The sequence below is a fragment of the Pseudoduganella sp. LjRoot289 genome, from assembly GCF_964252925.1.
Taxonomy (GTDB): domain Bacteria; phylum Pseudomonadota; class Gammaproteobacteria; order Burkholderiales; family Burkholderiaceae_D; genus Rugamonas.
Map to the genome: position 1 here is coordinate 145,220 of NZ_CAXUPN020000003.1, position 12,687 is coordinate 157,906.

Below are 12,687 nucleotides of genomic sequence, written 5' to 3' on the forward strand. Positions count from 1 at the left end.
TAATGAACTTGCTCGAAAATATAAACGACCCGGCCGACGTGCGCAAACTGACGCGCGCGCAACTGACGCCGCTGGCGCACGAAGTGCGCAACTACCTGCTCGACTCGGTCTCCAAGACCGGCGGCCACCTGTCGTCCAACCTGGGCACGGTGGAGCTGACCGTGGCGCTGCACTATGTGTTCAACACGCCGCACGACCGCATCGTCTGGGACGTGGGCCACCAGACCTACACGCACAAGATCCTGACCGGGCGCCGCAACAAGATGCACACGCTGCGCCAGCTGAACGGCATCTCCGGTTTCCCGCGCCGCGTGGAAAGCGAATACGACACCTTCGGCACGGCCCACTCGTCGACCTCGATCTCGGCCGCGCTGGGCATGGCGCAGGCGGCCAAGATCAAGGGCGAGCACCGCCACGCCATCGCCGTCATCGGCGACGGCTCGATGACGGCCGGCATGGCCTTCGAGGCGCTCAACAACGCCGGCGTGCAGGAAGACGTGAACCTGCTGGTGATCCTGAACGACAACGACATGTCGATCTCGCCGCCGGTGGGCGCGCTGAACCGCTACCTGGCGCGCCTGATGTCCGGCCAGTTCTACGCGGCCGCCAAGAATGTCGGCAAGTCGGTGCTGCCCGGCCCCGTGCTGGAGCTGGCCAAGCGCTTCGAGGAGCACGCCAAGGGCATGGTGGTCCCGGCCACGATGTTCGAGGAGTTCGGCTTCAACTACATCGGCCCGATCGACGGCCACGACCTCGAATCGCTGATTCCCACGCTGGAAAACATCAAGAAGCTCAAGGGCCCGCAGTTCCTGCACGTGGTGACCAAGAAGGGCCAGGGCTACAAGCTGGCCGAGGCGGAGCCCGTGCTGTACCACGGCACGCCCAAGTTCAATCCGGCCGAAGGCATCGTGCCCGGCCCGGCGGGCAAGAAGTCCTACACCGACGTCTTCGGCGACTGGCTGTGCGACATGGCCAAGGCGGACAAGCGCCTGGTCGGCATCACGCCCGCCATGCGCGAAGGCTCGGGCATGGTGCGCTTCGAGCAGGAGCAGCCGGAACGCTACTTCGACGTCGGCATCGCCGAGCAGCACGCGGTGACCTTCGGCGCCGGCCTCGCTTGCGAAGGCCTGAAGCCGGTGGTGGCGATCTACTCCACCTTCCTGCAGCGCGCCTACGACCAGCTGATCCACGACGTGGCGCTGCAGAACCTGGACGTCACGTTCGCGCTGGACCGCGCCGGCCTGGTCGGCGCCGACGGCGCCACCCACGCCGGCAATTACGACCTGGCCTACCTGCGCTGCATCCCGAACATGGTGGTGATGGCCGCGTCCGACGAGAACGAGTGCCGCCAGATGCTGACCACCGGCTACCACTACGCGGGACCGGCTGCGATCCGCTATCCGCGCGGCGCCGGCATCGGCGCGGCGATCGATCCGGTGCTGTCGTCGATTGAAATCGGCAAGGGCGAAATCAAGCGCCGGGGCCAGAAGATCGCCATCCTGGCCTTCGGTTCCATGGTCGCGCCTTCGGTGGCGGCGGGCGCCCAGCTCGACGCCACCGTGGCCAATATGCGCTTCGTCAAGCCGCTGGACGTGGAACTGGTCAAGCAGCTCGCCGCCGAACACGATGTCTTCGTGACGGTGGAAGAGGGCAGCATCATGGGCGGCGCCGGCTCGGCCGTGGCCGAAGCGCTGGCCGCCGAGGGCCTGGTGAAGCCGGTGCTGATGCTCGGCCTGCCGGACAAATTCATCGACCACGGCGACCCGGCCAAGCTGCTCGCCGGCGTCGGCCTGGACGCGGCCGGCATCGCCGCCTCCATCAGGGCGCGCTTTGGCGGCCAGGGCTCCGGCGACGAGCCGCGCCTGGTCGTCAACAACGGCTGAACCATGCCGGTCAGCTCCTATCTCGACACCTCGCCCGAACTGGGCGAGGGCGTCTACCTGCACGACACGGCGCAAGTCATCGGCGACGTGCGGATCGGGCGCGATTCCTCCGTGTGGTGCAACACGGTGCTGCGCGGCGACGTCAACCGCATCGTCATCGGCGCGTGCAGCAATGTGCAGGACTTCGCCATGGGGCACGTGTCGCACAAGAACGCGGCCAAGCCGGACGGCTCGCCGCTGCTGATCGGCAACCACGTCACCATCGGCCATTCGGTCATCCTGCACGGCTGCGAGATCGGCGACGAATGCCTGGTCGGCATGGGCTCCATCATCATGGACGACGCCGTGCTGCAAAAGCACGTCATGGTGGGCGCCGGCAGCCTGGTATCGCCGGGCAAGGTGCTCGAAAGCGGCTACCTGTACGTCGGCCGCCCGGTCAAGCGCGTGCGCAAGCTGACCGATGAGGAAGTCGCTTACCTGAAGTATTCGGCCGAGCACTACGTCCGCGTTAAAAACAACTATCTGAAGTAGCGCGTCCCCATTTCGGGCTTGCGGCAGGCCTGGCGGCCTCCTATATTGGTATAAACGGTTTATGCCAATGAGGGAAGGTCGCCATGCGTCTCGCTGCGCTGCTTTGGGGATGGTGCTTGTGTATTCCCGTCCTGGCCCAGGTTCCGGACTCCGGCCGCTGGCAGGAGCTGCGTTTCGGCGCGGACGAAGTCGGCGAGCGCATGGAAGACCGTTACATCGAGCAGGTGGTGGACCTGGCCGCCGCCGGCAGGCTCGATGCGGACCGCGCCTTGCTGCACCGTCTGCGCTACGTCAGTACCGAACTGATTGCCGCAGCGGTCGAACTGAAGCCGGAGGCGGCATCCTGGCATTGGGAAGTCCATCTCGCCAGCGGCCCGGAGATCGACGCCGTCTGCCTGGCCGGCGGCAAGCTGCTGGTCGGCGCCGAATTCGTCCGGCGGCTGGCGCTGGACGACGGCGAGCTGGCCGTCTTGCTGGCGCACGAAGTGGCGCATGCCATCGCCGAACATTCCCGTGAATTCCTCTCCGAAGCGCAACTGGCCTATCGCCCGCTGGTGCCGGTGGACGTCGTGATGGAGCGGCTGGACAGCGATTTGCCGCTGCAATTGCGCATGGCAGGGCTGGCGCGCACGCAGGAGCGCGAGGCGGACCAGTTGGGGATGGTGCTCGCGCATCGCGCCGGTTGGCCGGTATCGGCCATGCTCAGCTTGTACCGCAAGCTGGCCGACGCGGATGGCGGCGCCAGCGTCAGCGAGCCGCTGATTGCCAGCCATCCCTCGCATGCCGCGCGCATCAGCATGTCGCGCGGCATGGCGCGGCTGCTGGAACCCTGAGCCAGCCATTGCGCCCATGATGGACTAATCCTTGCCGAGGAATAGTTTTCCATCCTTGAATTCGCAGGGCGCCGGAATCTGGCGCGCATCCGTCCCGCGGCAGCTACCTTGGCCATGCCGCAGGCCGCTGTCATTCGCGGGTCCTCTGAAAACCAAGCCATTTTCCGCCGCCCATTCGATCCCGCCACGCCGCCATGTGCCGCTAAGCGTGACCGGTTTTTTCGCCGCGGTGAATTCGCCCGCGCCATGCATGCCGCCGTCCTTGAACTCGCCCACGTAACGGCCCGCTTGCGTCACCAGTTCGCCTTTGCCGGATGGCTGCATGTACTCGACCTGCCCCTTGTACGAGACGGTCTCGTTGCCGGCCGGGTAGCTCACTTCGCCCTGGCCGCGCGCAAACCCGCGCTCGAATTCGCCCAGGTAGGTCAGGCCGGAGTCGCTGGCCAGTTTTCCCCTGCCGTGCGGCAGCCCCTGCACGAAAGGTCCTTCGTAATACGAGCCGTTCGGCAAGGCCATTTTTCCTGTGCCTTCAGGCTTGCCGCTGCTGACCGGGCCGGTATACAGTGTGCCGCCGGGGTATTCGAGTCCGGCGCCCGTGGCCTTGGCGCCGCCGGCCAGCTCAGTCAGCAGTTCGAGGTTGTCGAGCAGCAGCACCTCCGGGCCGAGCAGGGAAGGCTTGTTGAACGCTACCGCGCTGCGCAAAGCAGCGAGCGCTTCCATCGGCCTGCCCATGCGGATGAAGACGCCGGCAAGCTGCTTGAAAGTCTCCGGTTCACGCGTGTAGATCGACGCCGTATCGAAACCGGCCAGGGCTTCCTGCAAGGGCTCGCTGGCCGGCAGCAGACGGTAGATCAGGCCCAGGCCGTTGTAGGGGGCGGGATAGTCGGCATCGATAGCGATCGCTTTGCGGTAGTAGTCGCGCGCCTGGTAGGCGACAGGCAGCCAGCCGTCGTCGCCCCGGTCGTTCATGTATTCGGCCTGCCGCCGCAGCGTGTCGCCGCGCCAGGCCAGCAGTTTGGGATGCTTGGGGAAGCGCCGCTCCAGGTCTGCCGCCGCCGCACCTCCTTCCAGGCCCGACAGCAAGGGCAACACGTTGGCGTCGCCGTCGTCCGGATTGAGCTGTCGGTTCCGGCTCAGCAGCTTTGGGATGTCCTTGTGCAGCGTCTTGAAGTTGGGAAGAACGCGGGCAAGTTGGCTGTACAGGGCAGGCGTGTCGAGCCGGGTGACGGTGGGGGAAATGGTCGGGAAGCCGAAGCTGCCCTTCTGGGCGGTCAGCATCTGCGTTGCCAGGTCGCGGGTGGCGTACTTTGCGATGTCTTGGTCCAGTTTCCCGTAGGATCTTTGGAAAGCCATTGCGGCCGCACGGTCCTGACGGTAGCCGCGGTTGATCAGGGCGAGGTATTTGCCGAGCGAGGCGCGCAGCGCTTCCGAGGAATTGAAATAGTGGACCGCAAAGTAGGCGGACGAGTAGAACCGTTCCGTGTTGAATTCGTCCGTCCGGCCCCTGCCGTCGACCGCGAGATCGACGGTATTGAAAACCTTTTCCGTATCGGCGGCGACGCGGCCGAAGTGGTTGTACAGGCCGTAGTCCCTGCTGCCGCCATTAGTACTCGTCACCCGGTCGCCCAACCGGATGACGGGGCCTTCGACATTGAAGGTCGCCCAGTAGTCTGCCAGGCCCTCGTCCACCCAGCGCGTATAGGCGAAGGTTTGTTCCGTCAGGCGCAAGAGAAAATGGGAATACTCGTGCAGCAGGACGGTGCGGGCCCAATTGTCCGTTTTGCTGCCGTCCCTGTAGTTGCCGATATTGGCCATTGCGGAATAGCCCTGCAGGTTCAGGTTGAACACGCCGGCCCACATGGGCGGCAAGCCCAGTTCGCCGAAGGCATCGTCGCCGGCGGCAAGCATCGGCAGCGGCTTGGAGACATTCAATGGCTTGATGCCGCCGAGCTGGACTCTGAAATACCGGAACGCTTCCAGGTCGCTTATTACCTGCCTGGCGACGTCCTCCGGCTGCTCGGTGATGATGCTGAAGTGCGGGCTGTCGACCTTGAGCCAGCTGCGCTTGGCGAGGGCGTCCAGGTCGGCGGCGGCGGCAGAGGAGAGCAGGCAGGCGGCGCAGAGCAGCGCGCACAGGGATAGACGGGACATGGAAAAGTTGATGATAAGAAATAATTTATCTTATCAACAACTTGAGTCCATGGCAATGCTTGTGTCCGCTTAGCGGCTCTTGCGCTCGTGCTGCCACAGCACGTCGCTGCCGCCGGCAAAGCGGTTCAGCACGCGGGCCAGTACGAACATCAGGTCCGACAGGCGGTTGACGTATTGGCGCGGGTGCTCGTGCAAGGTCTCGGCCTTGCCCAGGGTGACGATGCTGCGCTCGGCGCGGCGGCAGATGGTGCGGCACACGTGGGCGATGGCGGCGGCGCGCGAACCGGCCGGCAGGATGAATTCGGTCAGCGCGGGCAGGGTGGCGTTGTACTTGGCCAGCAGCGCGTCCAGCTTTTCGACGTGCGCTTCCTTGATCATCTGGTAGCCGGGGATGCACAACTCGCCGCCCAGGTCGAACAGGTCGTGCTGGATGCCGACCAGTTCGTCGCGCAGCGCGTCCGGCATGGCCTCGCTGAGCAGCAGGCCGATGTTGGAGTTCAGCTCGTCCACGTCGCCGATGGCGTGGATGCGCAGGCTGTCCTTGTCGGTGCGGCTGCCGTCGCCCAGGCCGGTGGTGCCGTTGTCGCCGGTGCGGGTGGCGATTTTCGAGAGTCGGTTGCCCATGGTATTGCTCCTCGTGTCTGGAATGACAGCGAGCATACGATAATTTGCCGCGTCCCGCCTGTTTTCGGCCGATTTGAACTTACAATCACTGCATGACTCCAGCCACCCCAGCCACCGAACTCCCTGCGTTCACCGCGGAGCGGCAGCACAGCGTCGCCGCCGCGCTGAGCGCCGTGCTGCCGCCGGCCAGCATCCTGTCGGCGCTCGAAGACACCCGCCCCTACGAATGCGACGGCCTGTCGGCCTACCGCCAGCCGCCCATGATCGTCGCGCTGCCGGCATCGGAGCAGGAGGTGCTGGCGGTGCTGAAGGTGTGCCGCGACATGAACGTACCCATCGTGCCGCGCGGCGCCGGCACCGGCCTGTCCGGCGGCGCCATGCCGATCGCCGACGGCGTGGTGCTGTCGACCGCGCGCATGAACCGCATCGTGCGCATGGACGCCTATTCCCGCACGGCGGTGGTGCAGCCCGGCGTGCGCAACCTGGCCATTTCGGACGCGGCGGCGCAGCACGCGCTGTACTACGCGCCGGACCCGTCGTCGCAGATCGCCTGCACCATAGGCGGCAACGTGGCCGAGAATTCGGGCGGCGTGCATTGCCTGAAATACGGCCTGACCGTGCACAACGTGCTGCGCGTGCGCGTGGCGACGATAGACGGCGACATGCTGGAGCTGGGCAGCGGGGCGCTCGATGCGCCGGGCCTGGACTTGCTGTCGGCCTTCATCGGCTCGGAAGGCATGCTGGGCATCGTCACCGAAGTGACCGTGAAGCTGGTGCCGAAACCGGCCAGCGCGCGCGTCATCATGGCCTCGTTCAACGACGTGGTCACCGGCGGCAACGCGGTGGCCAGGGTGATCGCGGCCGGCATCATACCGGCCGGGCTGGAGATGATGGACCGCACCTCCTCGCGCATGGTGGAGCCCTTCGTCAAAGCGGGCTACGACACCGACGCCGCCGCCATCCTGCTGTGCGAGGCGGACGGCACGGCGGAGGAGGTGGACGAGGAAATCGCGCGCATGACGGCGGTGCTGGAAGCGGCCGGCGCGAGCGCCATCCAGGTTTCGCAAAGCGAGGCGGAACGGCTGAAGTTCTGGTCCGGGCGCAAGAACGCCTTCCCGGCGGCGGGCCGCATCTCGCCGGACTACTACTGCATGGACGGCACCATCCCGCGCAAGAACCTGGCGCAGGTCCTGACCGGCATCGCGCAGATGGAGGCCAGGTACGGCCTGCGCTGCGCCAACGTGTTCCACGCCGGCGACGGCAACCTGCATCCGCTGATCCTGTTCGACGCCAACCAGCCGGACGAGCTGGAACGGGCCGAGGCTTTCGGCGCCGAGATCCTGGCCCTGTGCGTGGAGGTGGGCGGCACCATCACCGGCGAGCACGGCGTGGGCATCGAGAAGATCGATTCCATGTGCGTGCAGTTCAAGCCCGCCGAGCTGGAGGCGTTCTTCAGCGTCAAGCGCGCTTTCGATCCGGCCATGCTGCTCAATCCAAACAAGGCCATCCCGACCCTGAACCGTTGCGCGGAATTCGGCAAGATGCGCGTGACGGCGGGCCTGCTGCCGCACGCCGGCCTGCCGCGCTTTTAACCGGAACCCCATGCAAGCGATCATCGAAGACTTCCGCAGGCAGATCCTGGCCGCGACAGAAACCGGAACCCCGCTGCGCCTGCGCGGCGGCGGCAGCAAGGACTGGTACGGCAACGCGCCGGCGGCGCTGTCCGGCACATTGCCCGCCACGCTGCTCGACACGGGCGCCTACACGGGCGTGGTCGACTACGAGCCGACCGAACTGGTGATCACCGCGCGCTGCGGCACGCCGCTGGCGCAGATCGAGGCCTTGCTGGCCGCGAACGGCCAGATGCTCGCTTTCGAACCGCCGCGCTACGCCGAAGGCTCGACCATAGGCGGCGTGGTGGCGAGCGGCCTGGCCGGCCCGCGCCGCGCCAGCGCCGGCGGCGTGCGCGACTTCGTGCTGGGCGCGAAGCTCATGGATGGCAGGGGCGAGGTGTTGAAGTTCGGCGGGCAGGTGATGAAGAACGTGGCCGGCTACGACGTCTCGCGCCTGCTGGCTGGATCCATGGGTACGCTGGGGCTGGTACTCGAGGTGTCGCTGAAAGTGCTGCCGCTGCCGGTGTGCGAAGCGTCGCTGCGTTTCGGCATGAGCGAGATCGATGCGCTGCGGCGCCTGAACGAATGGGCGGGCCAGCCATTGCCGGTATCGGCCAGCTGCTGGCACCAGGGCGTGCTGACGCTACGCCTGTCCGGCGCCGAGGCGGCGGTGCGGGCCGCGCTGTTGCGCTTCGGCGCGGCCGGCGGCGCGCGCCTGGACGACGGCGAGGCGGCCGCGTTCTGGACCGGCTTGCGCGACCAGACGCAGGGCTATTTCAGCGGCGGCGCACTGTGGCGGCTGTCCGTGCCGTCGGCGGCCAGCGCCATCATCCTCAAGGGCGAGCAATTGATCGAGTGGGGCGGCGCGCTGCGCTGGCTCAAAGTCGACGCGGACGCCGGGCCGGATGCGGGTGCTATAGCCGAGGGCATCCGCCGCAGCGTGGCGGCGGCTGGCGGTCACGCCACGCTGTTCCGCGCCGAAGACAAACGCTGCGGCGCCTTCCACCCCCTGCCGCCCGCCGTCGCCACGATCAACCGGCGCCTGAAGCAGGCCTTCGACCCGGCCGGCATTTTCGACCCGGGCCGACTTTAAAGCTGGTAAATCTGGGGTCAGGCCTGCATTCGTGCACTTGTTGCCGTTTCGCAACAAATGCACAAATGCAGGCCTGACCCCAGGGGGATGATCCCAGGGAGAGTTTATGCAAACGAATTTGGCGGACTTCATCAAGAACACGCGCGAGGGCGACGAGGCGGAGGCGATCCTGCGCGCGTGCGTGCATTGCGGTTTTTGCACGGCGACCTGTCCAACCTACCAGTTGCTGGGCGATGAGCTCGATGGGCCGCGCGGCCGCATCTACTTGATCAAGCAGGTGCTGGAGGGCGCGCCCGTCACGCAGAAGACGCAGCTGCACCTGGACCGCTGCCTGACCTGCCGCAACTGCGAAAGCACCTGTCCGTCCGGCGTGCAGTATGGCCGCCTGGCCGACATCGGCCGCAAGGTGGTGGAGCAGCGCGTGCGGCGGCCGCTGGCCGACCGCGTCAAGCGTTACGTGCTGAAGGAGGCCTTGCCGCGCCGCTGGCTGTTCACGCCGGCCATCGCGATGGGGCGCCTGGTCAAGCCGCTGCTGTCGCCGTCCCTGCAGGACAAGCTGCCGCCTGCCGCCGCGCCGGGACGCTGGCCCGCGCGCAGCCATGCGCGCAAGATGCTGGTGCTGGAAGGCTGCGTGCAGCCGGGCATGGCGCCCAATATCAACACGGCCGCGGCGCGCGTGCTCGACGCCCTGGGGGTGCAGCTGATCGCCGCGCCCAGGGCGGCCTGCTGCGGTGCGCTCCGCTATCACTTGAACGACCAGGACGGCGGGCTCGATGATATGCGCCGCAATGTCGACGCGTGGTGGCCGCATGTGTCGGGTGGCGCCGGCGCAGCGCAGGTCGAGGCCATCGTCATGACGGCGTCCGGCTGCGGCGCCACGGTGAAGGAGTACGGCCACCTGCTGGCGCACGATCCGGCCTACGCGGACAGGGCGCGCCGCATTTCGGTATTGACCTGCGACTTGAGCGAGGTGCTGCCGGCGTTCGAGGCGGAACTGGCCGAGAAGATGAAAGGCCGCGCCACGGGGCGCGTGGCTTTCCATCCGCCGTGCACGCTGCAGCACGGGCAGCAGATACGCGGCAAGGTGGAAGGCGTGCTGCGCGCGGCGGGCGTGGATGTGGTGCTGTGCGCCGACAGCCATTTGTGCTGTGGTTCGGCTGGCACGTATTCGATGCTGCAGCCGGAGCTGTCGCTGCAGCTGCGCGACCGCAAGCTGGAGAACCTGCAGGCGACCGGCGCGCAGCAGATCGTGTCGGCCAATGTGGGTTGCCAGACGCATTTGCAGTCGGGCACCGATACACCGGTGCGGCATTGGATCGAACTGCTGGACCAGGCGCTGGCCGGCGGCTGATGCACGTCGAGCAGGCGAAGCGCCGAGCTCCTACGGACCTGCGGCGCGCTGCCGCGATACGCCGTCACCCGGGCGACGGCAGGGCCGGGTAGGAGGGGCGGGGCGCGCCGCTCATGCCGTCCAGCGGCAGCAGCGCGGCGCGCTGCCAGGCGGGCGAGCAGACGAAACCGGCGCTCCAGTCCAGCACTTCCCCGGCCGGCATCGGCCGCGCGATGCCGTAGCCTTGCGCCAGCTCGCAGCCCAGCCGCATCAGCTGGGCGCCGTGCTCCACCGTCTCCACGCCCTCGGCGATCACGCTGCGGTTGAAGGCGCGCGCCAGGCCGATGACGGCCGACACCAGGTGCAGATCGTCGCGGTCGACCAGCATGTTGCGCACAAAGCTCTGGTCTATCTTCAGCACTTCTGCGGGCAGCCGCTTCAGGTAGGACATGGAGGAATAGCCGGTGCCGAAGTCGTCCAGCGCGAAGCGGATGCCGAGCGCCTGGCATTCGAGCATGAGGGCGCGCACGTGGTTGATGTCCTGCAGCGCGGACGATTCGAGTATCTCCAGCTCCAGCATGCGCGGCGGCACGCCGGGGAATTCGGCCAGGATGGCTTTCAGGCGCTCGACGAAGTCGGTGCGCTGGAATTGGCGCGCGGCGATGTTGACGCTGACCACCCAGCCGGGATGGCTGGCGCGCCACGCATCGAGCTGGCCCAGGGCCTGCCTGAGCACCAGGTCGCCGATTTCGACGATCAGGTCGGTGTGCTCGACCACGGGCAGGAACTCCATCGGCCCGACGATGCCGCGCTGCGGATGGCGCCAGCGCAGCAGCGCTTCCATGCCGATGATGCGCCCGGCCCGCATGTCCAGCTTGGGCTGGTAGTACAAGCACAGTTCGCCGGCCCGCAGCGCGGCGCGGATTTCCGCGCGGCGGTTGTGGTGGGTGCGCACCTGCTCGTCCAGGTCGGCGTCGAAGTAGTGTACCCGGTTGCGGCCCGTCAGCTTGGCCTGGTACAGCGCCTGGTCGGCGTGGCGCAGCAGCTTGTCGGCGCTGATGTCGCCGCCCGTGTACAGGGCCACGCCGGCGCTGGCGGGCACGGACAGGGTCTGCGTTTCGCAGTGGTAGTGGCGGCCCAGCAGCGCCATCAGGCGCGCCAGCGTCTGCTCCACGGCTGCGCGGTCCGGCTGGTCCGGCAGCAGCAGCACGAATTCGTCGCCGCCCAGGCGCGCGGCGTAGTGGCGCGGGCCGGCGAAACTGTGCAGGCGGCCGGCGGTCTGCTTGAGCACCTCGTCGCCCAGCGCGTGCCCGCCGCGCTCGTTGACCTGCTGGAAGTGGTCCAGGTCGAACATGCACACCGCCAGCATGGCGCGGCCGCTGTTGTCCTCCCGCGCCAGCTCCAGCTCGTGCTCGAAGCGGGCCGCCAGCGCGCTGCGGTTGGGCAGGCCGGTCAGCACGTCGTGCTGGCTTTGCCAGGACATCTGCTGGATCAGCTGCTTTTTTTCGCTGACGTCGCGGAACACCAGCACCAGTCCCTGCGCCGCCGTGTGCTGCGCGTCGGTGCGGCGGATGGCCGCCATGGTGTATTCGACGTTGAAGCTGGCGCCCGATTGCTGGCGCAAGCTCTGGTTCTTGGCGCGCACCGCCGCGCCGCCGGCGTGCAGGTCCTGCATGGCTTGCTTGAGCATCTGGTGGCCGAAATTGTTCGCCAGCGTGAACACGCCTTGCAGCTGCCTGCCGCGGGCCTGTTCGCCGCTGCAGCCGGTGAGCTGCTGCGCCACCGCGTTCATGGTGTCTATGCGGCCATCGATGCCGGTGGTGATCACCGCGTCGCCGATCGAGGCCAGCGTCACTTCTATCCTTTCCTTCTGCTCCTGCAGCGACTGCACCAGCGCCTGCACCTGGCCGGCCATGCTGTTGAAAGTGCTGGCCATGGCGCGCGCCTCGGGCGAGCCGCTGACCTGCATGCGCACGCCCAGTTCGCCGTTCTGGAAGCGGCCGGTCGCCGCCTGCAGGCGCCGCTGCATGCGGCGGTTGATGTAGATCAGCAGGCCCAGCAGGAAGTAGATGGTGACGATGTTCAGCGCCGAGATGGGCGCCTGCTGGGACAGGGCGCGCCAGACGCGGTTCAGCGGCTGGGTGGGCTGGAACCACAGCGACAGCGTGGCGGCCGGGCTGCCGGCCGCCGTCGCGCCGTCGCGCAGCGGTACGCGCAGGTGCTGGTATTGCGGGGCGATGCCCGCCAGGTCCTCCAGCCAGCGCGGAAAGACGGCCGCACCGGGCGGCAGCGGGGCGGCTGCCGCGGTGCTGGCCCGGCCGCCGTACTCCCATTGCACCAGCGCCAGGTCGAGGTTCTGCGCGGCGGCGTTGGCCAGCAGCGCGTCGATGCCGGCCTGGTTCTGTTCGCGCTGCAGCGGTTTCAGGGCGGCGGCCAGGTACTGGCCCAGCTGCTGGGCTTCCACTTCATAGCGCAGGCGTGCACTGGCCGATTCGGAGTCGGTCATCAGCGTGTAGCGCACGCCGACCACCGCTGCCACCAGTAAGAAGATGGGAACAAAGAGCCGCGTGTAGATCCCCATGCGCATCCACAACGACAGCATATTCCCCAACAGTGGCATGGTTTCCGT

9 protein-coding genes are annotated in these 12,687 nt (G+C 67.3%); 6 read left to right on the forward strand and 3 right to left on the reverse strand.

The features are described 5' to 3' along the window. Nucleotides 1–2: 2 nt before the first annotated feature. The 3 genes from dxs (at nt 3) to ACSQ8Y_RS30075 (ending at nt 3,247) form a co-directional block, all read left to right on the forward strand. Nucleotides 3–1,883, forward strand: coding sequence for a 1-deoxy-D-xylulose-5-phosphate synthase (dxs, locus tag ACSQ8Y_RS30065; RefSeq protein ID WP_436270250.1), 1,881 nt, complete (start codon nt 3–5; stop codon nt 1,881–1,883). A 3-nt stretch (nt 1,884–1,886) separates the two neighbouring features. Then, nucleotides 1,887–2,414 (forward strand): gamma carbonic anhydrase family protein, encoded by a 528-nt coding sequence (locus tag ACSQ8Y_RS30070; protein ID WP_436270251.1) that lies wholly within the window; start codon nt 1,887–1,889, stop codon nt 2,412–2,414. A 116-nt stretch (nt 2,415–2,530) separates the two neighbouring features. After that, complete coding sequence (locus ACSQ8Y_RS30075; RefSeq protein WP_436270252.1) at nt 2,531–3,247, forward strand: M48 family metalloprotease; 717 nt, start codon at nt 2,531–2,533, stop codon at nt 3,245–3,247. A 24-nt stretch (nt 3,248–3,271) separates the two neighbouring features. Here the strand turns inward: ACSQ8Y_RS30075 and ACSQ8Y_RS30080 are convergent, their stop codons facing one another. Then, a complete protein-coding gene (locus ACSQ8Y_RS30080) occupies nt 3,272–5,398 on the reverse strand; it encodes a hypothetical protein (protein ID WP_436270253.1) in 2,127 nt (708 codons plus the stop codon). A gap of 69 nt (nt 5,399–5,467) precedes the next feature. Continuing rightward, nucleotides 5,468–6,022 carry a cob(I)yrinic acid a,c-diamide adenosyltransferase gene (locus ACSQ8Y_RS30085; protein ID WP_436270254.1) on the reverse strand — a complete coding sequence of 185 codons (555 nt, stop codon included), beginning with the start codon at nt 6,020–6,022 and terminating at the stop codon, nt 5,468–5,470. A gap of 92 nt (nt 6,023–6,114) precedes the next feature. Between ACSQ8Y_RS30085 and ACSQ8Y_RS30090 the strand changes: the two genes are divergently transcribed. From ACSQ8Y_RS30090 to glcF, 3 genes are all read left to right on the forward strand, one after another. Further along, nucleotides 6,115–7,614, forward strand: a complete 1,500-nt coding sequence (locus tag ACSQ8Y_RS30090) for an FAD-linked oxidase C-terminal domain-containing protein (RefSeq protein WP_436270255.1) — start codon at nt 6,115–6,117, stop codon at nt 7,612–7,614. A 10-nt stretch (nt 7,615–7,624) separates the two neighbouring features. Beyond that, nucleotides 7,625–8,728 (forward strand): glycolate oxidase subunit GlcE, encoded by a 1,104-nt coding sequence (gene glcE / locus ACSQ8Y_RS30095; RefSeq protein ID WP_436270256.1) that lies wholly within the window; start codon nt 7,625–7,627, stop codon nt 8,726–8,728. Between the two features lie 106 nt (nt 8,729–8,834). Then, a complete protein-coding gene (gene glcF / locus ACSQ8Y_RS30100) occupies nt 8,835–10,079 on the forward strand; it encodes a glycolate oxidase subunit GlcF (protein WP_436270257.1) in 1,245 nt (414 codons plus the stop codon). 64 nt (nt 10,080–10,143) lie between these two features. Here the strand turns inward: glcF and ACSQ8Y_RS30105 are convergent, their stop codons facing one another. Beyond that, nucleotides 10,144–12,678 carry a putative bifunctional diguanylate cyclase/phosphodiesterase gene (locus ACSQ8Y_RS30105; RefSeq protein WP_436270258.1) on the reverse strand — a complete coding sequence of 845 codons (2,535 nt, stop codon included), beginning with the start codon at nt 12,676–12,678 and terminating at the stop codon, nt 10,144–10,146. Between the last annotated feature and the right edge of the window lie 9 nt (nt 12,679–12,687).